The following is a 25,793-nucleotide window of genomic DNA, read 5'->3' as shown; positions in this document are numbered from 1 at the left end:
GTGAATCATTTTATGTTATTTTACATGTTACTATCTAACTCTTCTTGCAGACATATAATCACTTCTCGTTAATTGTGATATTTTAACTACATCCCCTGTGCTTGGTGCATGTATGTATGAATTATTTCCTACATAAATACCAACATGGTGAGGACTTCCTGATCCAAAGAATACCAAATCTCCTGGTTGTAAATTCTCTCTAGACACATATGATCCGTGAGTTATCTGAGCATAAGTATCTCTACCTGTAGTAACTCCAAAATGTGCATATACATATTGTGTAAAACCTGAACAATCAAATGAATTTGGACCCGTTGCTCCCCACACATATGGTGTTCCCAGGAAAGTTTTAGCATATTCTATTACTTCATTTGAACCAATTGGTAAAGTTGGTTTTGGTAAGGTTGGTTTTGGTAAAGTTGGTTTTGGTTTGCTTACCTCTTCTACTATTTCTTTTTCATCATTTGTTTCATTTTTCACTGCGGTACTTACCTGCCCTCTTGATGGGGTATTTTCTTGAGTTTTTTTAGTAGCTATTGCCATATCATATTTACGTTTTTGATCTGCTTCATCTTTTATTTGATTCGTAGTACTGTCTACTGAAGCCTGTATTTTTATCATTTTATTTTTATTCAATTCTTCCTGTTTATTTGCTTCTGCTACTAGTAGTCCTTGTTCTTTTTTCTTTGCACTAAGCTCGTCCAATTTAAGCTCATTATTAGCTTTTAACGCTAGAACTTTTTCTTTGTTATCATTAAGAGCTTTTTTTCTATCCTCAATAATTTTCTTTTTCTCATTTAATTCTTTAATAATTTTGTTATCATATTCTACAATTTTTTTAACATTTTCAACTCTTGAGATAAGGTCTTCGACTCCTTCAGAATCAAGTAGTATCTCTAAATAACTATCTGCTCCGTTCATATACATTGCTCTCATTCTTTCATTAAATACAGATTCCTCGCCCTTTATATTGTTCTCAGCAACTACTATATCTTTTGTAGTCTTCTCTATTTTTTTCTCAGTACTATATATCTCATTTTTTGCTTTATCAATTCCCGCGTTCATGTTCCCAATATCTAAATCTAACATTTCAATAGATATCTCTAATTGGTCAGAATTCTTTTGTGACAAACTATATGAACCCTGTTGTTCTAGCAGCTGCCTCTTTTGATTATCTAACTGCTGCGTTAGTGACACTGCGAACATCGGCTTACTTACTGACATAACTAATCCAATAGCTATAAGTAAAGGTAATATTCTTCTTCTCATTGTTACTCCCCCTATATCTTATGTTGTAAAATCATCATTAATTCTCATATTATTATTTCCTAACCATATTATAGCACTATATTAGGCAATTGGAACGATTAATATAAATTAACCCTTATTAACAGTCCAAATTAATTTAAATTATTATTACCTGTCCAGCTCAATACATCTACATCCATTTCTAAACATCTCATTTATTTAATCTTTTTTACTATGCTCGTTTGTTTGTTTTTTCGTTTTTCTTTATCCTTTGCTTTAGATAATTGCGGCGTTTTTTCTTTTATTGAGCTATCTTGTGTAATATAACTAGTTGCTACCTTTACAGGACTTATAATAGGTGTCTTAACAGACTTCTTTATAGCCTCCTTAATAGCATCTTTCTCTATACTTGATGAACCTACTACGGGGCTCACTATTTCGGTCCTATCTACAGTGTTCATAACTGTACTTTCTTTTTTATTCCCATGAAAAATATAAATGCTTGCTAGAGTTACAACTAGACAACAGAAAAACCCATTTTTAATTATTGTTAGCTTACCTTTATTTGTGATTTTTGTTTTAGTTTTTTTAGTCCCCACATTTGTGCTAATATTATAGTCACTCAAACCCGCTATTTTTTCATATTTATCTTTTTTTAATACTTCTAAAATTTCTTTTTTTAGAGCTTTAACCGAAATATATCTATCCTTAATATCAATCTTAACGCACTTCTGTATTATTATTTTTAATTTTCCATTAATATCGGGCCCATAATTTTCGTCCAAAAGAGGCTCTATACCTGTGAAAGGGGTCTTCCCTTTCACCATAAAGTATACTAACATTCCGATGCCATATATATCTGTTTGCGTACAACATTTCCCTAAGCCGTATTGCTCTGGAGCCGCATATCCATTAGAACATGCACACACTGTGTCTTGTGACTTGTCACCCTTATAAATTTTCGAAATACCAAAATCAATCAAAACAACTTTTTCACTTATTGTTATAATTATGTTCGATGGTTTTATATCTCTATATATAATAGCTGGATTTTGATTATGTAAATATCCTATAATATCACATAAATCAGATGTAATCCGGCAAGTTTTTTCTGTCTGTATTCTACCATTTACCTTAACATACTCCTTTAGTGTTTGACCCTCTACGTAATCTTGAACCATATATAGATTGTTATTTTCATAAAATATATCAACTATTCTCCGAATACCTGGATGGCTTAGATTTTTTAAAATGTTAGCCTCTGTTAAAATATCTATATTTTTTGTATTTTTTATTACTTCTTTTATAGCCCAAAAATTACCATGAATTATATTTTCGCATAAATAAACGGTGCCCATTCCACCCTTGCCTAAAATTTTAATTACTACATATTTTTTGTCTAATATATCTCCACTATTTAGCATAATTCACCTCTTGTATAAATGTTTCATAACTTATTCATCTAATAACATATGTATAAATATAAAATTTTAAGTGATATTTTCTTTTTATAGTCATACCTTATCCAATAATAATATATATATAAATATAGGTATATTGGGTATCTAATATCCTTTACGCGAAAGTATATACAAAATATAAAATGCATTTGCTATTATTGTTTTACCACAAATAATAATAGCTTAACAAAAGAGAACACAAATACAAGCTAATTATATCAAACTTCCCATTGATTTACCATATATTCATGTTAAATGTTACTAAGAATATGACAATAGGATTTTTATTAAAGTTTCTTTAATGTTATATAGCTATCTCTCACAATTTATTAAATACCCAATAAATCTTACAATTTCCTTGTAAGTAAAAAATTACTTTGTTTTTTAAGTACCATTATTAACACCCTGAATATAATAACACTGTAGAGAAAATTAAGGAGATGACTATTTATGGCTTTCAGTGCTAGGGAGTTATTGGCTAGAATACTACAGTGTGAAGCTGGTGGAGAAGGCGAAAATGGGATGAAAGCCGTTGCCTCTGTAGTTATGAACAGAGTGCACGTAGCAGATGGTGAATATCTTAGGATAGGTCAAGGTGATTTAAGGAATATCATATTTCAGGAAGGACAATTTGATTGTGCAAGATCTATAATTCGTGGCGTGACTAACCCACAGACCATTTGGGCAAGTCGACCAGAGCAGATACATTATGATATCGCTGATTGGGCTTTAGCTGGCAATAGATTATATACAACAGGTGAGTCCTTATGGTATTTTAATCCCTATGCACCATGTCCAGATGAATTCCCTTTCAATGGTAGTGGTATCTATCAAGTCAGTGTAGGTCTACATTGCTTTTACAATCCCACAGCGAAGTATTTTACTACTTAATTAAAAAGCATTACTAACAATACCTTTAGATAATAATTTAATATAATTTTTAAGGAGGATATTTTATGTTTATAGCACCACCTAACAATTTTAATCAAATTCCAATGTGGGACAGTGTTCCTATGTTTTCTGAACCCCCAATGGCACCTATTCCAAAATTTGGTACAGATGATAATACAAGAGAAAGACCTGCGATGCCAACCCCTGATAGTAACCAGCACCGTGAAATGCCACCTGTCTCACCCATAGTAGATAATCCACTTTATAATCAAGGTTGGTTATCTACCCAAATAGGTAAATATATAAAAGTAGAATTTTTAATTGGAACTGGTATGTGGGTTGATCGCGAAGGCATATTAAAAGAAGTTGGTATTAGTTTTATTGTCATTCAAGAAAGTGGTTCAAATGATCTGGTAATGTGTGATATATTCTCTATTAGATTTGTAAGAATTTTTAAAAACCAATCTAAATGTACAGATAATTATGAAAAACCGACAAAATCTTCGTATTAATGTAATTTAAAATCACGAAACATATAAAAGATGCCCCTAGTGAACTTAACTCACTAGGGGCATTTCTTATAATTTTATTTTACCTTCTCAACTTCACCATACTTTACTCCAAACGTGTCCACAGTAACTTTTTTCATCTTTTGATCTTTTTTAGGTTTATCATTACTCCCAGTCTCAACAGCTACTATTTTATCCACTGTTTCCATACCTTCTGTAACCTTACCAAAAGCAGCATAATCACCATCTAAGTTGCTACTTTCCTTAATCATTATAAAAAACTGTGAACCAGCTGAGTCTTTATCAGCACTTCTAGCCATAGATACTACTCCTCTTTCATGTTTTAAAGGGTTGTCGAAACTATTATTACTAAACTCGCCGCTTATTGTATACCCGGGGCCACCCGTGCCCGTTCCTTCTGGGTCTCCTCCTTGTATCATAAAACCTGGTATTACCCTATGAAAAATTAATCCATTATAATAACCACTCTGGACTAAAGAAACAAAATTTCTAACTGTATTCGGTGCAATTTCTGGATATAATTCTACCTTAATAGTCGAGCCATCTTCCATTACTATAGTAACCATTGGATTTTTGTCATTAGCTCCTTTTTCTGTTTGTTTTTTAACTACTGGAGTAGGTTCTACCTCTTTTGTTGCTTTAGGTTTACTATCGACATTATCTTTTTCCGTATTAGCGCATCCAGCTGCCAAAAACACAAAAATCACTGTACCCAATATCATTGTTTTTTTTAAAAACTTCATCCTTTTCATTTTTAAACGCTCCTTCATAACTTGCCTAGCATTAACTATCTTCCGCGAAAATACAATATTAACGACTTCGGAAGGAGATTTTCACTCCCACTGAAGTTTTATTTTTGTTATAACACGGAACCCTCACTTGTAGAAGTTTAAGACCTCCCTTTTGAAATGTCATTAATCCTCTACACACTAGATTTAATTAATTCCATATTACCTTCAAGTGTATACTCTATTCCTTTTGATATATAAACTGTTTCTTCTTCTTTTAATTTCATTTGCCCATTACTCACTTTTATTACTCCCTCGCCACATATTACAGTGTAGCTATGGAAACTATCATTAACCATGTCTATATAATTGTTATTGACAATAATTTTTTCCACTTTAAAATAAGGTGTCTCTAATTTATTAAAATTATCAATTTTTCCACCTTTATTCTTACCATCATAATCTATAACATCTAAGGATTTTTCAATATGCACTTCTCTGCCTCGTCCCCAGTCATGAAGTCTATAAGTAATGTTGCTATTTTGTTGCACCTCAATAAGCTTTACACCAGATTCTATAGCATGTACCGTACCCGCTGGTATGTAGATGAAATCTCCCCTGCTTATATTGATTCGTTCTAAATAATCTTCTAGTTTACCTTCTTTTATAATTTGCCTTAGCTTTTCTTTATTTAAACCTTTCTTTATTCCTGATACTAAAGTCGCTCCCTCTTTAGCTTCCAATATATACCAACACTCTGTTTTTCCATTAGCATTTTCAACCCTTTTAGCATAATCATCATTTGGATGTACTTGTACTGATAAGGTATCTTCTGCTTTTATAATTTTATTTAGTATAGGAAAATCACTACCACATCCTAAAATTTCAGACAATTCTCGTCCTTCATAAATTCCTTCTTGCACCGTAGAATTTCCCTCTTCATGACATGAAAGTACCCATTTCTCCCATCCCCATATTTTTTCACTTAAGTATGGCTTTAATTTTAAAATTAATTCTTTAGACAATACAACTCCTCCAATACACGTTAATTATTTTTTCCCATATTTGTTATTATACCTTTTGCCTCTTTCACAGTACTACTTGGCCCACAAATATCAAATTCACCATTATATTTGCTATCTACTTCAGCTACTCTTATAAGTATTTCATTGAAGTTCTTTGATGTATTAAGCATTCCAGTCACTTCATATTGCCCTGTTTTACTATTTTTAGCTTCTATAAAAGTGCTATATCCCGTAGTCTTAAAAACATTGTTCTTCGCCCATATTCTCTTTAGAATAACCTTCTCTTTAATACCATCTACTTCTACACTTCCAGTAAATTCATAATTCAAAGATAATTTCTTTTTTAATTCTCCAACAAGCTTAATTTCAGTTGATTTGTTAAATTCACTATTCTCATCATACATATATCCACCATAGTTTCTTTCAATGCTCACCGGTCTAAAATATATAACTGATATTAAAATCATACCAATAACTGCAATTAATATTGAAGCTTTCAAAGCTGATCTATCCATATTTATCACCTCAGATTTTAATTGTTTTATTTAAAATATATTACTTTCTGCCTTAAGCTGTACATAATATTATAAACTAAATTTTCTTATCACTTCCTTTTTTAAAATTTTATCACATTATTAATTTAATTTCTATTATTTTGTAAAAACATTGGAAATTTAGTTATAATTTAGATGCATTATACTCTGAATATTGGAGAAACTAATATTTCATTAAATTTTAGAAAGGTGGCAATATCCATGGCAAGAAAAGATTCAAAAAACTACAATTACACTACCCAAGAGCAAATTATGATTAAGAAAAATGATGATGCTAGATTACCAAAACGACTTGGCAGCGATGAAAAAATCCAGGCGGCTTCAAAAAGAAGTAAAATAGAATAATTCCTACTCGGTCCATCCTATTTAGTTTAGATAAAACAAGGCATCTATGATTATTGCCCATAGATGCCTTATTAATTCATACTTATTTAACTTTCCAAGTCGTTCCTTCCTTAGTATCAAAAAGTTCGATATTCATAGCTATAAATTCATTTCTTATCTCATCTGCTCTTACCCAGTTTTTACTCTCTCTTGCGTCAGTTCTTTCAATTATAAGCTTATTTATAAGCTCTTCATCTACATTTGTATCTTCCTTTTCAATTGTCATAAGATCTAATGAGAATATTTTATCAAAATCTTCTATAAGTATAGCTTTTTCCTTATTATTAAGTTCACCATCTTTTAAAACATCAAAAAGTACAGTGAAAGCATTTGCTATATTTAAATCATCACTGATATATGATGAGAATTTTTCTTTGTATGCGTTAGTTTTCTCACCACTCGTTACATCATTTTGATTTATAGAGTTTAAAACAGTAGCAATTCTCTCTTTAAGTTTTTTGTAGCCATTCCTAGCGTCATTTAAACTGTCGAAACTAAACACTAACTGTTTTCTATATTTAGATTGAAGACAGAAATATCTATAATCAAGGGGACTATATCCTTCTTGTTCAAGTCTTGCTACAGTTAAAAAATTCCCAGTAGATTTTGACATTTTACCACTATCTAGTACTAAAAACTCTCCATGCATCCAGTATTTTACCCATTTATGTCCTAATACTCCTTCAGATTGAGCTACTTCATTAGTGTGATGTATCGCAATATGATCCACTCCGCCACAGTGAATATCTAAACATTCACCAATATATTTAACAGACATTGCCGAGCATTCTAAATGCCAACCTGGAAACCCCTTGCCCCATGGTGACTCCCACTGCATAATTTGATTAGAAAACTTAGAGTTTGTAAACCATAGTACAAAATCAAGTGGGTTTTTCTTATTAGGATCTATTTCTATTCTACTTCCTGCTTTCAGTTCATCTATGCTAAGGTTTGCAAGCTTAGTATAGTCTTCAAATTTGTCAATTTCAAAATACACATTTCCATTAGATACATAAGTGTATCCTTTTTCTTCAAGTTTTTTTATAAAATCTATCATATCCTGTATATGATCTGTAGCTCTACATACAATAGTAGGTCTTTTTATATTAAGTTTTTTACAATCTTCAAAAAAAGCATCTTCATAAAACTTAGCAATTTCCCATACTGTTTTATGCTCACGGCTTGCACCTAATGCCATTTTATCTTCCCCTTCATCCCCATCCGATTGAAGGTGTCCTACGTCAGTTACATTCATTACATGTTTAACTTTATAGTTAAAATACTCTAAGGATTTTTTAAGTACATCTTCAAAAATATATGTCCTTAAATTGCCTATATGTGCATAGTTGTACACTGTAGGTCCACAAGTATACATTCCCACCTTACCTTCTTTATAAGGTACAAACTCATCTTTATTTCTAGTCATAGTATTATAAACATTAAAACTCAATATATTCACTCCTTCTTAAATAGTACAAAAGTATCCAAAGCTTTCCGGAAACCCTTACTAATAATCTAATCTTTTCATTTAAAATATAAAAAGCTACAGGCCTGCTGCAGCTTTAAACTTCAAAGTATAAACAAGCACAGATTTTCAAATACAAAAGTAACTCTAATTATTTAGAATCTTAAAACAATAACATATATATAAATTCTAACATAATAATAAGATAATGCAATAAATTATGTTAATAATCTTTTATTTGCTTCTAATTTATAAAATTTGCAGATACGTTAATTAAATTATTTATAATTCTTCAATTTTCTATAAAATAAAAGTAGCAGAGCATATAGACAAAAGTTTATATGCTCTGCTCTTTTTATTTTCTGTCAGCAGACTGTTTTTTTGTTGTAGCATTTTGATTTTTTGCAGATTCTCTAGTTATAGGAGTATCATAATTACTTTTAGCTAATCTAGAAAATTTATTGTCAGGTTGGCTATCTTTAGGCATAAAAACATCTCCTTTATTTATATTGCTATTTATATGTTTTGCTATTTTCAAAAAAAATATTCTACCTAATTATAATTGTAGAACCCATTCTCATAAATTTATTTCTTATAAAATCTAGAAAACAAAAACCAATCTAAAATATAGACTGGTTTTTAAAAGCTCATTTATATATTTGATTTAACTTCATTAGAATGTGCCTTATAGTATCTCTTCATAATCAACATCAACAATAACACTATCATCATAATTAATATCAATGGAATCTGAAGTATCTTTATCACTACTAAACATATCAGCTTTCGCAGCAAAATTTTTCTTTGTACTTAATTTGTAGATGAAATTTTTAGTACCCTTTATTAGTTTAAAACTATACCATACTAAAGCTCCAAAAACTAAAATTGCAAATAAGGCTTTAATAACAAAGATAGCTATATAAGGTAATGTTATTAATAAAACAATAAATGTACCAATTGATAAAACTGATTTAAATAACTTTGAAATTATATTTCTGCCCTTTGTATATTCCATGATAATCCTAGCCTTCTTTCATTTCATAAGATTTATTTATTAAATATTAATCTAATTATAACATATAATTAGAATCTAATATTAGAGATTGCTTAAGAAAGTATTAATAAATTATTAATAATATTATTATTGCATTCCTCCATCTATTGTTATCACCTGTCCAGTAATATATTTTGAATTTTCACTAGCTAAAAAGGTTACAAGCATGCCAACATCTCGCACTTCTCCAAATTTCATCATAGGTATTTCATTAGTTAAAGATTTGAGTTCGCCATCAGTTAGCCAACCATTCATTTCTGTATCTATAACCCCTGGAGCTATTGCATTAACCCTAATATTAGATGGTGCAAGTTCCTTAGCTAGTGCCTTTGTAAAAGAGTTAATCGCACCCTTAGATGCTGAGTAAATCACTTCACAAGAGGCACCTACATTACCCCACATTGAAGATATATTTATTATGCTTCCACTTTTCTGTTTTATCATCTCTTTAACAGCACTGTGCGAACAATTAATTGTGCCTTTAAGATTTACATTTAAAATATTGTCCCATTCTTCTGGCATATCATCCATAAACAGCCCGACCTTTGAGATCCCTGCATTATTTATCAAAATATCTATTTTACCTAATTTTTCAACAGTAGTTTTTATCATACCCTTTGAAAATTCATAATCACTTACATCACCTTTAATTTTCAAGGCATAAGCTCCTAGCTCTCTAATTTCCTGCAAGGTTTTTTCAGCTGCTTCATCATTGCTTTTATAATTTATAACAACGCAAGCCCCAGCCTTAGCTAGCTCTATAGCAATACCTTTCCCAATTCCTCTAGATGCTCCTGTAACTATAGCTACTTTACCTTTTAAATTCATATATACCGCCCCTAACTTAAAATGTTTTCTTTTTTATTTATTATACCGCTAATTTACTAAATATTAAAACATCCCTTCATTTAATATCTTGTAAATAATTATCTATTCAATTATTCTTCTGTTCAGAATTCCAAAATTCAATCAACTTTTTTATGACTTCTACCTATTTAAATTTCACACAATTTATGTTACATTTTAGTTAGTTATAAAATAATCCAAATTATTATATCTATTTACACAGTAGCATTTGATAAATGCAGTTGGAGGGAAAAATGGCTAATTTAAAAAGAAAATTTGGTGAAGGACCTATATATACGATAACTAATTATATATTTTGGTTTTTCTTGGGCAATCTGTACTTTCTACTTCTCAATATTCCACTACTTTTCATATTAATTGCACTCTTTTCTAATGATTCAAATACAATTCCACAGGGGTTTATTTCTATTATCCTTATATGTTGTATCCCAATAGGCCCTGCCGCAACAGCTCTTCTTAGTGTTATGGGCAAACTTATCCGGGAAAAAGATATAAATATTACGAAAGATTTTTTTAAGGCTTATAAAGTTAACTTTTTTCAATCATTATTCTTTTGGTCTCTAGAAATAATTATACTATCTATACTATTTATTGACATCAAATTGGTTATTTCAAGTAGTTACCCAAAATTTTTAACTGTTTTTATTTTTATAGTTGTAGCTTTTATTTTTTCAATGAGTCTTTATGTATTCCCAATAATCTCAAGATTTTATTTAAGTACAAAAGATATTCTTAAAACTGCTGCCTACTATACCATTCGTAAATTTCATATTACAATTTTGAATTTAGCAAGTTTTTTGGTTGTAATACTCATATTCTTTAAGGTTTCTACCTTTATATTAGTATTTATATCAAGTATTATCTGTTATTTAATAATGTTCTATCAGCAAAAAATACTATCGGAAATTGAGTGTAATATTAAAAAAAATACTGAGAAAATTCAAGAAGAAGGCCAAAATGGATAAAAACATTAAAAAATACTTCAAATCAGAATCAATTTTTTTCATAAGTGCTGTAAAATGGATAAGTATTTCAACTTTAATTGGCGTTATAGTAGGAACTATAGTAGCTCTTTTTATAAAACTAGTTTCGTTTGGAGTTAAATATGTGTCAAGTATAAAATATTATTATCTTTTCCTTCCTATAGCCTTATTTTTAAGTTCTTATATAATAATAAAACTTGCCCCTAATGCGAAAGGGCACGGAACAGAAAAAGCAATTGAGGCTATTCATAAAAATTCAGGAAGAAGTGACTTTAAAATTGTACCAGTTAAACTTGTTTCCACTTTAGTCACCATCATTTTTGGTGGCTCAGTAGGAATGGAAGGACCTGGAACCCAGATAGGAAGTGGAATCGCATCACTTGTGAGTAAGCTTTTTAAAATGGATGATATAGACACAAAGCGACTAGTAGTCTGCGGGATAAGCGCAGGGTTTGTTGCAGTTTTTGGTGCCCCCATTGGTGCGGCAGTATTTGCAGCTGAAGTTTTATATATCGGAAAGATTTCATATGTGTCGCTCCTACCATCAGTCATAGCATCTTATTCCAGCTATTTTACGGGTTTATATATAGGAACTAATGCATTGAATTATTCAATAACATATATCCCCAAAATTCATATATTAATGTTTTTAAAGATAGTTGCATTCGGCATATTCATTGGTATTGCTGCAAGATTATTTATTGCCTTTATAAATTTCACAGAAAATATATTTGGAAGAATAAGATTTTTTAATCCTATTAAGGGCATAATAGGTGGAGTAATTATTGTTATATTTGTACTCCTTGTTGGATCTAACGACTACATTGGAATAGGCGAAAATGTTATAGATACAGCTCTTTCTGGTGGCAAACTAAATAACCTTTCGTCTTTATTTAAGGCCTTTACCACTTCTATAACCCTTTCAAGTGGAGGAAGTGGAGGGATTTTAACACCTATGATTTACATAGGCGCCTCGCTTGGTAATATATGGGCCATAATTTTCAACCAAAACATAGCATTTTTCTCAGCTATTGGAATGGCAACGTTTTTTGGTTGCTGTGCTAATACCCCTATTGCTGCGATTATAATATCCTTAGAACTTTTTGGACATTCTACTAGTATATATACATCTGTAGCATGTATGGTTGCATATTTGATTATGGGACATATGAGTATTTATCCAACTCAAATTCTTGTAACAAGTAAATCGCCATCAATTAAATATGATGCTAACAAAGAAATTTGCGATTGCAAAAACAAGGATGTTAACTTAAAGTATAGGTTCCAGAAAAAAATGTTTGGAGATAAAGATAAGGATTAAGTCATCTTCAAAAGGAGATTTACACTCCCACTGAAGTCTTCTCTTTGTTACAAATTGGACCACCTTATACAATAGGGAGACTTTCCTTTTGAAATATCGTTAAACTAACTTCTTTTAAAAAACAATATATCCTTGCAATACAGAGAGTAATCTTTTATATTAAATATAGGACATACATCTATTATAAATAATTTAAAATATCATAATAATTAAGATATATAACAAGGAGGAATTTACATTGAGTAAAATTGAACAACTAACCGTAGATACTATAAGGATTTTATCAGCTGAGGCAATAGAAAAAGCAAAATCTGGACATCCAGGGCTTCCGCTCGGAGCGGCACCCATGGCATATACATTATGGGCGAAGCATATGAAGCATAATCCTTGCAATTCAAAATGGCAGGATAGAGATAGATTTGTATTGTCAGCTGGGCATGGATCAATGCTAGAATATTCTCTACTTCATCTTTTTGGATATGGTCTAACTATTGAAGATTTAAAGAATTTTAGACAATTGGGAAGTTTAACACCCGGTCATCCTGAGTATGGTCATACAAATGGTGTTGAAGTTACCACAGGACCACTCGGACAAGGTATTGCTAATGCGGTAGGTATGGCAATAGCCGAAAGCCATCTTGCAGCAAAATTTAATACAAAAGAATATACTATTGTGGATCATTATACCTATGCTATATGTGGTGACGGATGTAATATGGAAGGAATCTCTGGAGAAGCAGCATCCCTGGCAGGCACCTTAGGCCTTGGAAAACTTATTTTAATGTATGACTCAAATAGTATAACTATAGAAGGAAATACCGATATCGCTTTTAGAGAAGATGTAGGTAAACGATTCGATGCCTATGGATGGCAGGTCTTATATGTAGAAGATGGCAATGATATGGACGCAATAAGTAGTGCCATTGAAACTGCAAAACTTGAGTTAAATAAACCTACATTTATTAAAATTAAAACTATTATTGGATTCGGTTGTGCTAAAAAACAAGGTACTGCCTCAGCACATGGGGAACCACTAGGAGAATCTAATATAACTGAAATGAAAAAATGCCTAGGCTGGAACCTCGATCCATTTACAGTTCCCGATGAAGTAACTAATCATATGGAAAATGTAAAGTCATATCTTAGGGAAAAAGAAGAAACTTGGAACACACTTTATGCGCAGTATAGTGAAAAAAATCCTGAACTTGCTAAGGAATATGAAGCATGGCAAAGCGGAGAACTTTCTGTTGATTTACTTAAGATCCAAGATATGTGGAAGTTCGAAGGCACAGCAGCAACAAGAAACTCTTCTGGCGCAATAATAAATATATTAGCAAAACATGTACCAAACCTTATAGGTGGTTCAGCAGATCTTGCTCCTTCTAATAAAACCTATATGGAGGGCAAAGGTGATTTTTCTATGGAAGATAGAACTGGCACTAACCTTCATTTTGGAGTAAGAGAGCATGCAATGGCTGCTATTGCAAATGGAATATATGTTCATGGAGGTCTTAAACCCTTTGTTTCAACTTTCTTTGTATTTAGTGATTATATGAAGGGTGCAATGAGATTATCTTCCCTTATGAGTCTTCCAGTAATTTATGTTTTAACTCATGATAGTATAGCAGTTGGTGAAGATGGTCCAACTCATGAACCAATTGAACAGCTTGCAGCTTTGCGATCTCTACCAAACTTTAATGTCTTTAGACCAGCTGATTCAAGAGAAACAGCTGTTGGCTTTTATGCTGCAATGACTTCAAAAATAACTCCTACTGCATTAATACTAACAAGGCAGAATCTACCTTTGTATGAAGAAACCTCAATTGAGGCTTTAAAGGGTGCCTATGTCTTAAAAACCTATGAAGAAAAAGGTAGAAACCCTGATATAATTTTAATGGCTTCTGGTTCTGAAGTAGAATTTATTTATGAAGGAGCTAAGATATTAAATGACCGTGGTATCAAAGCTAGAGTAGTAAGTATGCCATCCTTAGATTTGTTTGATGCACAATCAAAAGAGTACAGGGAATCTATATTACCATCAGACCTAAGATCCCGCTTGGCAGTTGAAGCTGCTTCTTCCTTTGGTTGGCATAAATATGTTGGAATAGACGGAGATGTAATCTCTATTGATAGATTTGGAGCTTCAGGTAAAGCCGACGATTTATTCAAAATATTCGGCTTTACAACAGAAAATGTTGTTAATAGAGCAATTAAATTGCTCCGTAAGTAATTTAATTAAGTTATAATTTTATTCTGAATAATTTTTTAAATCTTACACATAATATTATTAATAGTTATTAACTCACAGCTAGATAGATGAGCTCATCATTAATATAGATACAGCTAAAAGTTACTAACTACCATATGTATTAAATGAACTGTTTTAAATTTAGTTTTTAGCTGTAACTATTATTTAATGCAGTTTATTTAATATTGTATTTTAAAAGCATTTATAAATTATTAATATAAATATTTATTTAATTTAACATATAAAAATAAGCAAAATAATTATGCCATATAGAATTACTAATACCCCCATTAATTATTACATATGTTCCACCATCTTCTATTTCTAAAAAACTCTTTATTTATTAGCTCAATTATGATATTATGTAGTAAATTAGTTAAAAAGGAGGTTGATTATTATGTCATATAAAATTACTGATGCATGTGTAAGCTGTGGAGCTTGCGAACCTGAATGCCCAGTTAACGCTATAAGCCAAGGAGATTCACTATTTGTTATCGATGCTGATACTTGTATCGATTGTGGAGCTTGTGCAGGTGTTTGTCCTACAGGCGCTCCAGTTGAGGCTTAATTAGAACATAGATCTTATGATTAAGATACAAGCTACTGACTTTTGTCAGTAGCTTGTATTTTTTTATACTTATTCCTACAAGCCAAAATATAATAAACATCCATTATACAATAATATTAATACCACTCAACCTCTTGAATAATCAATTTTTTTTTGAAGATAACTCATATTACCCCTATAACACCTAGTGTTTATTGCATTTTTTATATCTTGCCATCGTTTCATAGTGTTAACAAACAGAAGACCTGCCATTTTACCAGTATTTTTAATTTTAAGTGATAAACTACTGAATCCATTCCTACTCTTTATGGCATTATATAAGACAACGTATTCATCCTCAAAAAGCATGATAAAACGTTCCATGCTTTTTGCAATATCTGAAACATCTCTTAAATATCATCCATGGGCGTTGTTAAAACCAAATAACTTAAACATATTTGAGATACTACAAATTAGCCCAAGTACATATTATAACAAATTAGAATGGCTTTATAAGAAATGCCTTGAATTTTTAGATAGCCATGAAAGAAAAGCATTTGAAACTCACACATTTGAAAGAATATGGTTAAATACCGATAACATGGTGTATAGTCTAAATAATATTAGAAGGCGTGGTAACGGTGGGGAAAGGTATGATGATGTAGAAGAATTGAATTTTCCAACACATATTGTAGTGAGTGGAGACTCAAATTCAAAGTATATTTCCAGAGCAGATATTGCTTATGATTGTAACATAACACAGGAGGAAATAACTGCTGATACAAAATTGCTAAAAGAGGACCATCTATATAATTTTGCTTGTAAAAATGCAAGATATAGATTTTCATACTGTCCTCACCCACCAACAGAGAATGATACACAATCATATGAAGAATATATAGAAAAATACAGGAAATTTAATATCAGAGATAGTTATATCAATGAATTACATGTTATATCTTCTTATACTGCATTTGCCCACTACTGGCTTATTAAGAATATGGTAAAGGCTAATAAGTGGAGATTTGTTTCGGATGAAGATAATTCCTTAATAACACCATTATTTAGAGTATTTGCTACTGAAATTAAGGAAGGCAATGCATTACATTTCCTTTGTAAAGTTGAAAAAGGAAAAACAAATAAAGAAGCCTATAATGAATATGTGGAAGCGAGAGAGTTGTTAAAAGAATGGAAGAAAACAAATGAGATTACCAAAATATAGGATACTAATGTTGCCATTTTAAAACTGATGGAGAAGATAAAATTCCATAATATTATTGAGCATGGAGGGCATAGTTATCCAGTGTGGGTAAACAGACTTCTTAAACACTCACTACCATCTATTGATGAAGGTACAAGAATTATAAATTGTACAACTAATGTTTCTGACTACGATACAGATCATTTAGCAAGGTTGCTAATAAATGTAAATAAATATGCAGTAAACTCTTTTATGCAACAAATCCATCGAAGATTATCAATATTGGAGAGACCATTTACTACTGCAAGAGGAGAATGTAAAAGTTACGTTTATGCTAATTTCAACCCCAAATATGCACAATATGCTATTACAATATTAAGGACATACTATAATTTTTGTATTCCTTACAAAACATTAGATAAACAACTCTTAACCCCTACTCAAAAATTGGGTATAACAAATAAAAAATTTGATTTAAACGATATAAAATATTTCAAATAAAATTCAAAATTCTTAAAAGTAAATATAACATATTTGAAATCAAGATTACCTATACCAGTATAATAAAACTTGACTTTCTTAACTATAATTATATCAACTGTGATAAATATGGTATTAGGTATCTAATAAAATAATGAAGGATAACAACCATTATAAAAGATACTCATTGTTTTGATAAACAATTGTATTTTAAGACGCAACAAATGATATTAAGAAGGAGGAATAAATAGATGAAGGTATATGAGTTTGGCAATATAGAAAATCCAAAGTTATTAATGTTTCATGGAATGGCATGTACATGGAAACAGAATTTTGGACAAGTTATTGAGAAGTTGAAAGAGCAATTTTATTTGATTATCCCTGCCTATAATGGACATAATCCAGATGAAAATAAAGATTTCACTTCCATTACACAGACAGCAAGTGAGATTGATGATTATATTATGAAAAATCATAATGGAAAACTCTATGCTTCATACGGTTTATCAATGGGAGCAAATATCTTGGTTGAAGTCTTATCAAATCAAAGAATACAAATGGAAAAGGCAATTATTGACGCACCAGATTTTGTACCATTCCCGAGTTGGTTTGTGACGCCCGTTTCTAAAATGGTAGCCTCTGTCGGAGTAAAAGTATTACAAAATCCCAAAAAATTAAATTCGATTATTTTATTCTTAATGACTGGAAGCACTTCAAAGGATTATGGTGAAGAAATGATAAACTCTTCAGTCTTTTCAGGACTAACTAAAAATACTATTTATAATGCATATTATGCTGACCATGTTCAGCATATCCCTAAAGCATTTAAGGATACAAATGTGCAAGTAATATGTTGGTGTGGAAGTACAGAAAACTGGGCAATTAAATCTATTAAAAATTTGAAGAAATACATTCCACAACTGCGGGAAAAACAATTTGAAGGATATAAGCATGGTGAATTGATTATTATACATTCAGAACTATTCATAGCAGAATTGGAAGCAGTATTGCTAACTGATTTGGTAGGAAAAATCTCATAAAAAAAACACCATTATGAACATAATTTTTACTAAATAGCGAAAAATAAAAATAAGCAGAATGTTAGTTAAACCTTCTGCTTATTCTATTATTAAAATACATGCTATTTGATGTGCTAATTACTACATATGCACCTCAAAACCGAACCCGTTGTTCTACACATAGTGAGCTACTTTTAAATATTGTAATTTACTATTAAATCATCTCCTGCGTAGCCGCAACAGCTTCGCAGAAGATGCATTGACGACTTTAGAAGGAGATTTATACTTCCACTTATACAAATGGGAGACTTTCCTTCTGAAATGTCGTTAAAATTCAGCAGACCCAGTTGTTCTTGGGAATGGGATAACGTCTCTTATGTTGCTCATACCTGTAATATACATAATAGCTCTTTCAAACCCTAGTCCAAATCCAGCATGCTTAGTTCCGCCGTATTTTCTTAACTCTAAATACCACCAGTAATCTTCTTTATTAAGACCACATTCTTCCATCCTAGCCTCTAAAATATCTTGTCTTTCTTCTCTTTGGCTTCCACCGATAATTTCTCCTATTCCCGGTACAAGTAAGTCCATTGCTGCAACTGTCTTATTATCGTCATTTATTCTCATATAAAAAGATTTTATTTCCTTTGGATAATCCGTTACAAATAATGGTTTTTTAAACACTTCTTCTGTTAAATATCTTTCATGCTCAGTTTGAAGATCACAGCCCCAAGTTACCGGGTACTGGAATTCATTTCCTGATTTTTGTAGAATATCCACAGCCTCAGTATATGTTATCTGGCCAAACTCTGCGTTTACAACACCATTTAATCTTTCAATTAAACCTTTATCTACAAAACTATTGAAAAACTCCATCTCTTCTGGAGCGTTTTCCATAACATATTTTATTATATATTTCATCATGTCTTCTGCGAGTTTCATATCATCTTTTAAATCCGCAAATGCTATTTCAGGCTCTATCATCCAGAACTCAGCTGCATGTCTTCCTGTATTAGAATTTTCTGCTCTAAATGTTGGCCCAAAAGTATAAACATTTCTAAACGCTAAAGCAAAAGCCTCTGCTGCTAACTGTCCACTTACAGTTAAGCTAGTTTCTTTACCAAAAAAGTCTTGCGCGTAATCAACTTTTTTATCTTCGCCTAGCGGAACATTGCTAAAATCAAGGGTAGATATTCTAAACATTTCACCCGCACCTTCGCAATCACTACCAGTTATTATTGGTGTATGGGTATATACAAATCCTCTCTTTTGAAAAAACTCATGTATAGCAAAAGCAGTTAATGAACGCACCCTGAACACTGCTGAGAAAGCATTACTTCTTGGCCTTAAGTGTGCAATAGTTCTTAAATACTCAAAAGAATGTCTTTTCTTTTGCAATGGATAATCGGTATTTGACATCCCTTCTAAAACTATTTTAGTAGCTTTAATCTCAAATGGTTGCTTAGCTTCTGGCGTTACAACAAGTTTCCCTTCTATAGTCAAAGATGAACTTATAGGTAATTTAGCTATTTCAGCAAAATTTTCTAAGCCTTCCTCAAAAACTACCTGAATATTTTTGAAGAAGCTTCCATCATTAACTTCTATAAACCCGAACGCTTTAGAAGATCTTAAAGTTCTTATCCATCCAGAGATAGATACTACTTGATCTGCATATTTTTCTTTTTCTCTATAAATTTGTTTTACTAACAATTTTTCCATAAAATTGCCCTCCTTATAATTTTATATTTACCTTAATAATAAAAAAAGCCTTCCATCCCTTAATAATAAAGGGACGAAAGGCTATAATTTCGCTATGCCACCCAGTTTTGTCATATAATATGACCAATCTAATCAGTACATAATTATATATTCGTTGATACGAGTTATACAATTGATACTGCCCAACAGTTAACGGATTGGAGCCGTCTAAGCCTACTACCTTAAAGATTTCGGTTAGAAACTCTGAGATGTTCTTCGATATAAACTTCGTATTGGTCTTTCACCATCACCAACTCGCTATTACTACCCCTTTATATCTACTCTTCTCTTCACAGTCTTTATATTTAAATATTAGTATATGTTTTAATTATTTTTATATTCAATTAAAATTATAATATTTTTAATAATAAATGTCAAATATTTTTATAATAAAAATAGATGCCTAAAATAATTTTTCAATCATTTTAGGCATCCCTTAAGTTTTTCTCTTAATTATATATATTATAATTCTTTTAAACAAGTATATCTATTTAATCAAATTCTTCATCTTCATTTTCATCTTCAACTATCTCACCAATAACTTCATCTCTCTTTGCCGTTTCTCCAGTAGCCTTATTTTCAAGAACAATGTTACATTTCACACATCCATCTTCTTCATTAATGAAAGTTTTTGCTACAACATCATCTTTTTCTAAAGATACACCCTGCGTAAGTTTCTCTGGGTGGTCAAATATAATAGGTTTACTATTTAATCTATCATCCATGTATAATCACTTCCTTTCTAAATTTAGTCTTTACATGAAGACTTCAAAATATACTTTGAAAATGTTGCCTATTATACTTGTATTTTATTTTGTAAATCCTTCTCCCGATACTTCTCTTACATCTGCAACAGTAATAAATGCGTTGGCATCAATTAATTTAACCATTTTTTGAAGAGGTACTATTTCATTTTTGCCAACTACTATATATAGCACCTGTTTAGGTCCATTTGTATACATTCCAGTAGCATTTATTCCTGTTACACCTCTCTTTAAATCCTTCATTAATATTTCCGCTATTTCCTTAGAACTATTTGAAATAATAAATACCGCTTTAGAATAATTTATTCCTTCAAGTATACCATCTATAACCTTACTAACTATATAAGTAGATATTAGTGCATACATAGCTTTTTGAACACCAAATACAAAAGCACCTGTTAGTATTATAATCGAATCAATAGCTAATATAATTTTAGCTATTGGCATATTTTTTAAATAAACCTTTATGATGTTTGCAGCTAAATCAGTTCCTCCAGTACTAGCTGATGCTCTTAATACAAACCCTAAGCCTATACCAACAAATACTCCACCAAATATACTAACCAACAAAATATCGACCTGTGGCATCGGTATAAAGCTTGTATAAAACAACGCGAAAGATAGATATGCCGCAGCAAACATGGATTTACCGACAAATTTTTTCCCCTTAAGTTTTCTAGCAATGATAAGCAATGGTATATTTATCACAATATTGGTAAACCATAGAGGCACTCCTATTCCGTAATGCTTTTCTGCAATATATTGAATGACAATGGCAATACCTGCTACTCCACCTGTTACCAATTTAAATTTTGCCAAAAACATATTTATGCCTGCTGCGAGTATTGTAGTCCCTATAATAATGTAAATATAATTTAAAACGTTCTCATTTTTAGTTTCTGTTCTCATTTAATCTATCCTACTTTCTACTTACTGCTTTATAATAATAAAGTTATCACAATTATAAAATTATGTAAATAGAAATTATAGTTTTTAATTATTTTATAAGTTTTGCATCATAAATCCACCTAAATATAAAAAGCATCACATGTAATATTAATTTAGGGGGACTAAAAAATACTGCATGTGATGCTTTTTTATTTGGTTATTTAAATTATAGACATAAATAACTATTTCTATCCATATATATTAAAAATATTTTTTATATATTATCTCTTGCCTAGGATGATTTATTTCAACTGCTTTTATGTTAATTTTTCTCATTATACTAGCAAATTCTTTAGTAATAGCTACTTCATCTCCGAAATGCATAGGTATAAGTAGTTTAGGCCTAATTTCTTTTGCAAAATATTCTCCGCCTATATAATAAAACTCTTGAAGTCTTGGATCTACAGGAAAAAAAGCTATGTCGATAGATTTTTCTTCTTTTAATTTCTCTATGTGAGTTTTAAATGAAGCCTCTGCTTCAGATCGCTCCTCTGAACTGTCCTCTTTCCAGTGCCACCAATTAAGATCTCCAGCATGAAAAATAGTTACCCCATCAACTTTTACTAAAAAAGATATTCCAATATCAGTTGAACCATAAGCTTTTACATAAACGTCTTTAAATAATTTTTCTTCACCTTCCTTTATAAATCTATAATTCGATTTATTTTTATCTATTTTTATATCACTACTAAGTATATATTGTATATCACTATTATAATTTTCCCAATCCAAAATACAAGAATTAAAATGATCCTCGTGACTATGTGATGAAAACACATAAACATTTTTCATGTCTTTAATATTTTCAGCTGATAACAATGCTGTCTGCTTATGGGCTTTATCATTTATTACAGGTTCTTTATAGTAATCAAATATTAAAAAATGATTTTTAGTTTTAATGGCAAACCCACTATGGTATATATAGTATATTTTTGTTTCTATTTCTTTCATATATTTTCACTCCTTCATAATTCTGTGATAGTAAACTCATATCATACATTCTATGCAAATATAAATATATTTTAAATCAGATATTTTTATTTTTAAACTTCTATGAATAAAATTTAAGTAAGCATATAATGATTCTATGGCATATGTGATATATTAATCAGTGTAGCGTGTGCTACACGATATATAAAAAGGTGGTTATATTAAATGAAGTTTTCTTTCGATCATAATAATATAAATGTATTGGATTTAGAAAAAAGCGTGGAATTTTATAAAAATGCTTTAGGATTTATAGAAACTAGGCGATTTCATCCATCAGATGGTAGTTTTACTCTTGTATTTTTAGGTGATGAAACAACTAATCATAAGTTAGAACTTACTTGTCTTAAGGACAGAACGCAATCATACAATTTAGGTGAAAATGAATTCCACCTTGCTGTAGTTACAGACGATTTTGATGAAGCCTACTCATACCATAAAAAAATGGGTTGTATTTGCTATGAAAATAAATCTATGGGAATATATTTCATTATAGATCCAGATGGTTACTGGACAGAGGTTATTCCTAGAAAATAGAAATAATAATATAAATTTAAATAGAAAGATGTTGCTATTTTTATTAGCAACATCTTTTTTTTAATTTCCTTTAATAATTGTAAGTTTACCATCCACAATATCAACTATTGCACTACCGCCTGTGCAAAGGTCTCCAAACAGCACTTCATCTACAAAATAAGCCTTTATTTCTTTTTGGACCACTCTATTGATTTCTCTCGCGCCATAATCCTCGGAAAAACCCTTTTTACTTAACCAATCATATAAATTATCTGTAACCTTTAATTTTATATTTTTAGTTAAAAGTTTTTCTTCAAACTGTTTCATTGCCTTCTTAGCTATTTGAAGAGCCATAGCTTCATCAATTTTATTAAATACAATTATGTTATCCAATCTATTCCTAAATTCGGGTGAGAATACTCGCTCCACTTCTTTAGTAATTACTTGCCCAGACTCCATTTTGTCTCCAAACCCAATTATATGTTTGCTAGCCTCTCTCGCTCCTGCATTAGAAGTCATTATTAAAATCACATTTCTGAAATCCGCCTTTTTACCAGTATTATCTGTTAAAGTTGCATAGTCCATAACCTGCAATAACACATTAAATATATCAGGGTGAGCTTTTTCAATCTCATCTAGAAGTAGCACGCAATAAGGATTTCTTTTAATAGCCTCAATTAACATTCCACCCTCTTCATAACCTACATATCCCGGTGGTGCACCGATAAGCCTTGCAACAGTATGTTTTTCCTGGTATTCACTCATATCAAATCTAATAAGTGGAATAGCTAAGCTAATCGACAATTGTTTACTTATCTCTGTTTTTCCAACCCCTGTAGGACCAACAAAGAGGAGAGACGCTATTGGCTTATCTTCTTCATTAAAACCTGCCCTAGATCGCTTTATAGCCCTTACTAAAGTGTCTATAGCGTCTCTTTGCCCAAAAACTTGTTTCTTTAAATTAATATCTAGATTTTTCAGTATATCTATTTCATTATTTGATACACTTTGCTCTGGAATTTTTGCAATAGAAGCTACTATTTTTTCCACTGCACCCACCGTAATAAGAATAGTCTCTTCATTGTCTTCAGCATAAAGCCTTGCATAAGCACCTGCTTCATCCATAATATCTATAGCCTTATCTGGAAGAAATCTGTCCTTAATGTACTTGCTAGATAATTCTACTGCTATTTTTAAAGCTTCATCTTTGTATATAACATTATGGTAAGTTTCGTATTTATCTTTTAACCCCATAAGAATATCGAAAGTATCCTCAACTGAAGGCTCTGGCACCTCGATTTTTTGAAATCTTCTAGCCAGTGCACTGTCTTTTTCAAAATGTTTCTTATATTCATCATAAGTAGTTGATCCAATAAATCTTACCTTACCATCTGCAAGAAAGGGTTTTAAAATATTAGAAGCATCCATAGATCCTCCAGAAACTGCACCTGCTCCAACTATAGTATGGATTTCATCTATATACACTATAGGTTTTTCTTCCTTACTAATTTCACTTAACACTTTTTTAATACGTTCTTCAAAATCTCCTCTATACTTTGTACCTGCGAGAAGAGCACCCATATCCAAATAATATATTTTACTCCCTTGCAATAACTTTGGCACTTTATTTTCTACAATTAATTGTGCAAGACCTTCAGTAATAGCAGTCTTCCCTACGCCAGGTTCCCCTACATGCACCGGATTATTTTTAAGCCTCCTGCATAATACCTGTAAGGTTCTTAGCAGAATATCTTGTCTCCCTATAAGAGGATCCATATCTCCTTTGCCTGCTTGTTCTGTTAACTCTACAGTAAATTTACTTAAAAAATTTTCCTTATCATTCGGATTTTCAATTTCCTCTTCATAGGTGTATTCTATATCTTCTTCATTGTCAGTAAATCTCACCGGCTCTTCTATCTCATTATCTGTTGTAGAATCAAAATCAAAGGTATCTACCACAGAGATACCATGAGCTATATAATTAAGAAGATCTCTTCTCTTCATTTGCTGTTTCCGCAAAAAATAAGAAGCAAAGCTTTCATCATCATCATACATGGCCACAATCACATCGCCTATCTTAACTATCTCTTTACCCGAAAGCATAACATGATCTGCAGCCGTTGATAGAATGGTTTGAATTCCAATTGTTTGGATCGGTTCTACATCTTCTACGATTTCTATATTTTCCTTTAAAAATTTTGTTATTTGTTTTTTAAGTCTTTTAACATTCCCGCCACTATTCTCTACTATTTCAATTCCCTCTTCAAAAAATAAAGAAGCGTAAAGAATATGTTCTGGTGTAAAGTATTCATGATTTGACATTTGAGCTTCATTAAAAGCCGCAGTAATAATCTCATTTACTATATTATCTAATTGCATAATTACTCCTCTTCTAAGGTTAGTTTCAGTGGAAATCCACTTTCTTCACACATATCCATAGCTTGATCAATTTTTGTTATACCTACATCATAGCTGTATATCCCTGCAACGCCACTACCTTTTTTATGGACTTCAAACATGGTTTTTGTGGCTTCCACAACCTGTTTTTTAAAAACCCCAACTAAAACCTGCACAACAAACTCCATACTTGTATAATCATCATTGTGAATTATCACCATGTACTTACTAGGCTTCTTAATCTTCATTTCTATTTTTTCTTTAATAATAATTTCCTCATCGAAGGTCCTTTTTTCTGACATAATTAACAACCCCACTGTTTTTATTAAAATTTATGTTTAATAATCTAAAAAAATAACTATTCACATTCTAGTCTATTTTATTTTCTATACCTTGCTCCAAGACTATTATATCCTAC

27 protein-coding genes and 1 other annotated feature are annotated in these 25,793 nt (G+C 31.0%); of the genes, 11 read left to right on the top strand and 16 right to left on the bottom strand.

What is annotated here, in order from left to right; translation table 11 throughout:
- Positions 1-30: 30 nt before the first annotated feature.
- Positions 31-1,269 carry a C40 family peptidase gene (locus ACWJKS_RS03120; RefSeq protein WP_462960414.1) on the bottom strand — a complete coding sequence of 413 codons (1,239 nt, stop codon included), beginning with the start codon at positions 1,267-1,269 and terminating at the stop codon, positions 31-33.
- Between the two features lie 194 nt (positions 1,270-1,463).
- A complete protein-coding gene (locus ACWJKS_RS03115; RefSeq protein ID WP_165413025.1) occupies positions 1,464-2,672 on the bottom strand; it encodes a serine/threonine-protein kinase in 1,209 nt (402 codons plus the stop codon).
- A gap of 486 nt (positions 2,673-3,158) precedes the next feature.
- On the opposite strand from ACWJKS_RS03115, the gene ACWJKS_RS03110 reads away from it, so the two are divergent.
- Both ACWJKS_RS03110 and ACWJKS_RS03105 read left to right on the top strand, forming a co-directional pair.
- Positions 3,159-3,599: a cell wall hydrolase gene (locus ACWJKS_RS03110; RefSeq protein ID WP_462960413.1), complete on the top strand. Its 441-nt coding sequence runs from the start codon at positions 3,159-3,161 to the stop codon at positions 3,597-3,599.
- Between the two features lie 65 nt (positions 3,600-3,664).
- Positions 3,665-4,111, top strand: a complete 447-nt coding sequence (locus ACWJKS_RS03105) for a hypothetical protein (protein ID WP_462960412.1) — start codon at positions 3,665-3,667, stop codon at positions 4,109-4,111.
- Between the two features lie 74 nt (positions 4,112-4,185).
- On the opposite strand, the gene ACWJKS_RS03100 is transcribed toward ACWJKS_RS03105, so the two are convergent.
- From ACWJKS_RS03100 to ACWJKS_RS03090, 3 genes are all read right to left on the bottom strand, one after another.
- Positions 4,186-4,881 (bottom strand): peptidylprolyl isomerase, encoded by a 696-nt coding sequence (locus tag ACWJKS_RS03100; RefSeq protein ID WP_462960411.1) that lies wholly within the window; start codon positions 4,879-4,881, stop codon positions 4,186-4,188.
- A 170-nt stretch (positions 4,882-5,051) separates the two neighbouring features.
- Positions 5,052-5,882 carry a type I phosphomannose isomerase catalytic subunit gene (locus ACWJKS_RS03095; protein WP_462960410.1) on the bottom strand — a complete coding sequence of 277 codons (831 nt, stop codon included), beginning with the start codon at positions 5,880-5,882 and terminating at the stop codon, positions 5,052-5,054.
- A 20-nt stretch (positions 5,883-5,902) separates the two neighbouring features.
- The gene (locus tag ACWJKS_RS03090) at positions 5,903-6,397 is read right to left on the bottom strand and encodes a hypothetical protein (protein WP_462960409.1); all 495 of its coding nucleotides are present in this window, start codon (positions 6,395-6,397) and stop codon (positions 5,903-5,905) included.
- A 240-nt stretch (positions 6,398-6,637) separates the two neighbouring features.
- On the opposite strand from ACWJKS_RS03090, the gene ACWJKS_RS03085 reads away from it, so the two are divergent.
- Positions 6,638-6,781, top strand: coding sequence for a hypothetical protein (locus ACWJKS_RS03085; RefSeq protein ID WP_165413030.1), 144 nt, complete (start codon positions 6,638-6,640; stop codon positions 6,779-6,781).
- Positions 6,782-6,863: 82 nt separating this feature from the next.
- Here ACWJKS_RS03085 and cysS read toward each other — a convergent pair whose 3' ends face one another.
- From cysS to ymfI, 4 genes are all read right to left on the bottom strand, one after another.
- Positions 6,864-8,270, bottom strand: a complete 1,407-nt coding sequence (cysS, locus tag ACWJKS_RS03080; RefSeq protein ID WP_462960408.1) for a cysteine--tRNA ligase — start codon at positions 8,268-8,270, stop codon at positions 6,864-6,866.
- Between the two features lie 370 nt (positions 8,271-8,640).
- Positions 8,641-8,772 (bottom strand): hypothetical protein, encoded by a 132-nt coding sequence (locus ACWJKS_RS03075; RefSeq protein WP_258280570.1) that lies wholly within the window; start codon positions 8,770-8,772, stop codon positions 8,641-8,643.
- A gap of 198 nt (positions 8,773-8,970) precedes the next feature.
- Complete coding sequence (locus tag ACWJKS_RS03070; RefSeq protein WP_216302686.1) at positions 8,971-9,300, bottom strand: hypothetical protein; 330 nt, start codon at positions 9,298-9,300, stop codon at positions 8,971-8,973.
- Between the two features lie 126 nt (positions 9,301-9,426).
- Complete coding sequence (gene ymfI, locus ACWJKS_RS03065) at positions 9,427-10,167, bottom strand: elongation factor P 5-aminopentanone reductase (protein ID WP_462960407.1); 741 nt, start codon at positions 10,165-10,167, stop codon at positions 9,427-9,429.
- 272 nt (positions 10,168-10,439) lie between these two features.
- On the opposite strand from ymfI, the gene ACWJKS_RS03060 reads away from it, so the two are divergent.
- The 4 genes from ACWJKS_RS03060 to ACWJKS_RS03045 all read left to right on the top strand — a co-directional run bounded on the left by ACWJKS_RS03060 (position 10,440) and on the right by ACWJKS_RS03045 (position 15,326).
- A complete protein-coding gene (locus tag ACWJKS_RS03060; RefSeq protein ID WP_462960406.1) occupies positions 10,440-11,171 on the top strand; it encodes a YesL family protein in 732 nt (243 codons plus the stop codon).
- Positions 11,164-12,510: a chloride channel protein gene (locus tag ACWJKS_RS03055; RefSeq protein WP_462960405.1), complete on the top strand. Its 1,347-nt coding sequence runs from the start codon at positions 11,164-11,166 to the stop codon at positions 12,508-12,510. Before ACWJKS_RS03060 ends, ACWJKS_RS03055 begins: the two co-directional genes overlap by 8 nt.
- 238 nt (positions 12,511-12,748) lie before the next feature.
- Positions 12,749-14,740, top strand: a complete 1,992-nt coding sequence (gene tkt / locus ACWJKS_RS03050; protein ID WP_462960404.1) for a transketolase — start codon at positions 12,749-12,751, stop codon at positions 14,738-14,740.
- 415 nt (positions 14,741-15,155) lie between these two features.
- Positions 15,156-15,326 carry a DUF362 domain-containing protein gene (locus tag ACWJKS_RS03045; protein WP_165414303.1) on the top strand — a complete coding sequence of 57 codons (171 nt, stop codon included), beginning with the start codon at positions 15,156-15,158 and terminating at the stop codon, positions 15,324-15,326.
- A gap of 126 nt (positions 15,327-15,452) precedes the next feature.
- On the opposite strand, the gene ACWJKS_RS03040 is transcribed toward ACWJKS_RS03045, so the two are convergent.
- Complete coding sequence (locus tag ACWJKS_RS03040; protein WP_462960403.1) at positions 15,453-15,674, bottom strand: CbiQ family ECF transporter T component; 222 nt, start codon at positions 15,672-15,674, stop codon at positions 15,453-15,455.
- 13 nt (positions 15,675-15,687) lie between these two features.
- Between ACWJKS_RS03040 and ACWJKS_RS03035 the strand changes: the two genes are divergently transcribed.
- From ACWJKS_RS03035 to ACWJKS_RS03025, 3 genes are all read left to right on the top strand, one after another.
- Positions 15,688-16,527 (top strand): hypothetical protein, encoded by an 840-nt coding sequence (locus tag ACWJKS_RS03035; RefSeq protein WP_462960402.1) that lies wholly within the window; start codon positions 15,688-15,690, stop codon positions 16,525-16,527.
- 81 nt (positions 16,528-16,608) lie between these two features.
- Entirely contained in the window at positions 16,609-17,007 is a 399-nt protein-coding gene (locus tag ACWJKS_RS03030) for a hypothetical protein (RefSeq protein WP_462960401.1), read from the top strand.
- 230 nt (positions 17,008-17,237) lie between these two features.
- Positions 17,238-18,026 carry a hypothetical protein gene (locus ACWJKS_RS03025; RefSeq protein WP_462960400.1) on the top strand — a complete coding sequence of 263 codons (789 nt, stop codon included), beginning with the start codon at positions 17,238-17,240 and terminating at the stop codon, positions 18,024-18,026.
- Between the two features lie 306 nt (positions 18,027-18,332).
- Here ACWJKS_RS03025 and asnS read toward each other — a convergent pair whose 3' ends face one another.
- The 4 genes from asnS to ACWJKS_RS03005 all read right to left on the bottom strand — a co-directional run bounded on the left by asnS (position 18,333) and on the right by ACWJKS_RS03005 (position 22,426).
- A complete protein-coding gene (asnS, locus tag ACWJKS_RS03020; RefSeq protein ID WP_165414299.1) occupies positions 18,333-19,724 on the bottom strand; it encodes an asparagine--tRNA ligase in 1,392 nt (463 codons plus the stop codon).
- 66 nt (positions 19,725-19,790) lie between these two features.
- Positions 19,791-20,066, bottom strand: a binding site (T-box leader).
- 188 nt (positions 20,067-20,254) lie between these two features.
- Complete coding sequence (locus ACWJKS_RS03015; RefSeq protein ID WP_165414298.1) at positions 20,255-20,488, bottom strand: hypothetical protein; 234 nt, start codon at positions 20,486-20,488, stop codon at positions 20,255-20,257.
- A gap of 84 nt (positions 20,489-20,572) precedes the next feature.
- Positions 20,573-21,436 (bottom strand): YitT family protein, encoded by an 864-nt coding sequence (locus ACWJKS_RS03010; protein ID WP_216302680.1) that lies wholly within the window; start codon positions 21,434-21,436, stop codon positions 20,573-20,575.
- A 240-nt stretch (positions 21,437-21,676) separates the two neighbouring features.
- Positions 21,677-22,426, bottom strand: coding sequence for an MBL fold metallo-hydrolase (locus ACWJKS_RS03005; protein ID WP_462960399.1), 750 nt, complete (start codon positions 22,424-22,426; stop codon positions 21,677-21,679).
- A gap of 204 nt (positions 22,427-22,630) precedes the next feature.
- On the opposite strand from ACWJKS_RS03005, the gene ACWJKS_RS03000 reads away from it, so the two are divergent.
- Entirely contained in the window at positions 22,631-22,999 is a 369-nt protein-coding gene (locus ACWJKS_RS03000) for a VOC family protein (RefSeq protein ID WP_216302678.1), read from the top strand.
- 60 nt (positions 23,000-23,059) lie between these two features.
- Here ACWJKS_RS03000 and clpA read toward each other — a convergent pair whose 3' ends face one another.
- A complete protein-coding gene (gene clpA, locus ACWJKS_RS02995; protein ID WP_462960398.1) occupies positions 23,060-25,357 on the bottom strand; it encodes an ATP-dependent Clp protease ATP-binding subunit ClpA in 2,298 nt (765 codons plus the stop codon).
- A gap of 2 nt (positions 25,358-25,359) precedes the next feature.
- Positions 25,360-25,677: an ATP-dependent Clp protease adaptor ClpS gene (locus tag ACWJKS_RS02990; protein ID WP_216302676.1), complete on the bottom strand. Its 318-nt coding sequence runs from the start codon at positions 25,675-25,677 to the stop codon at positions 25,360-25,362.
- Positions 25,678-25,793: the final 116 nt, after the last annotated feature.

The organism is Clostridium sp. CM038 (genome assembly GCF_055081105.1).
This window is presented reverse-complemented; position numbering and strand designations above follow the sequence as displayed.

Coding starts and splice junctions, on each gene's coding strand:
- ACWJKS_RS03120 (WP_462960414.1), bottom strand. CDS start 1,269: ATGAGAAGAAGAATATTACCTTTACTTATAGCTATTGGATTAGTTATG.
- ACWJKS_RS03115 (WP_165413025.1), bottom strand. CDS start 2,672: ATGCTAAATAGTGGAGATATATTAGACAAAAAATATGTAGTAATTAAA.
- ACWJKS_RS03110 (WP_462960413.1), top strand. CDS start 3,159: ATGGCTTTCAGTGCTAGGGAGTTATTGGCTAGAATACTACAGTGTGAA.
- ACWJKS_RS03105 (WP_462960412.1), top strand. CDS start 3,665: ATGTTTATAGCACCACCTAACAATTTTAATCAAATTCCAATGTGGGAC.
- ACWJKS_RS03100 (WP_462960411.1), bottom strand. CDS start 4,881: ATGAAAAGGATGAAGTTTTTAAAAAAAACAATGATATTGGGTACAGTG.
- ACWJKS_RS03090 (WP_462960409.1), bottom strand. CDS start 6,397: ATGGATAGATCAGCTTTGAAAGCTTCAATATTAATTGCAGTTATTGGT.
- ACWJKS_RS03085 (WP_165413030.1), top strand. CDS start 6,638: ATGGCAAGAAAAGATTCAAAAAACTACAATTACACTACCCAAGAGCAA.
- ACWJKS_RS03075 (WP_258280570.1), bottom strand. CDS start 8,772: ATGCCTAAAGATAGCCAACCTGACAATAAATTTTCTAGATTAGCTAAA.
- ACWJKS_RS03070 (WP_216302686.1), bottom strand. CDS start 9,300: ATGGAATATACAAAGGGCAGAAATATAATTTCAAAGTTATTTAAATCA.
- ymfI (WP_462960407.1), bottom strand. CDS start 10,167: ATGAATTTAAAAGGTAAAGTAGCTATAGTTACAGGAGCATCTAGAGGA.
- ACWJKS_RS03060 (WP_462960406.1), top strand. CDS start 10,440: ATGGCTAATTTAAAAAGAAAATTTGGTGAAGGACCTATATATACGATA.
- ACWJKS_RS03055 (WP_462960405.1), top strand. CDS start 11,164: ATGGATAAAAACATTAAAAAATACTTCAAATCAGAATCAATTTTTTTC.
- ACWJKS_RS03045 (WP_165414303.1), top strand. CDS start 15,156: ATGTCATATAAAATTACTGATGCATGTGTAAGCTGTGGAGCTTGCGAA.
- ACWJKS_RS03040 (WP_462960403.1), bottom strand. CDS start 15,674: ATGCTTTTTGAGGATGAATACGTTGTCTTATATAATGCCATAAAGAGT.
- ACWJKS_RS03035 (WP_462960402.1), top strand. CDS start 15,688: ATGCTTTTTGCAATATCTGAAACATCTCTTAAATATCATCCATGGGCG.
- ACWJKS_RS03025 (WP_462960400.1), top strand. CDS start 17,238: ATGAAGGTATATGAGTTTGGCAATATAGAAAATCCAAAGTTATTAATG.
- asnS (WP_165414299.1), bottom strand. CDS start 19,724: ATGGAAAAATTGTTAGTAAAACAAATTTATAGAGAAAAAGAAAAATAT.
- ACWJKS_RS03015 (WP_165414298.1), bottom strand. CDS start 20,488: ATGGATGATAGATTAAATAGTAAACCTATTATATTTGACCACCCAGAG.
- ACWJKS_RS03010 (WP_216302680.1), bottom strand. CDS start 21,436: ATGAGAACAGAAACTAAAAATGAGAACGTTTTAAATTATATTTACATT.
- ACWJKS_RS03005 (WP_462960399.1), bottom strand. CDS start 22,426: ATGAAAGAAATAGAAACAAAAATATACTATATATACCATAGTGGGTTT.
- ACWJKS_RS03000 (WP_216302678.1), top strand. CDS start 22,631: ATGAAGTTTTCTTTCGATCATAATAATATAAATGTATTGGATTTAGAA.
- clpA (WP_462960398.1), bottom strand. CDS start 25,357: ATGCAATTAGATAATATAGTAAATGAGATTATTACTGCGGCTTTTAAT.
- ACWJKS_RS02990 (WP_216302676.1), bottom strand. CDS start 25,677: ATGTCAGAAAAAAGGACCTTCGATGAGGAAATTATTATTAAAGAAAAA.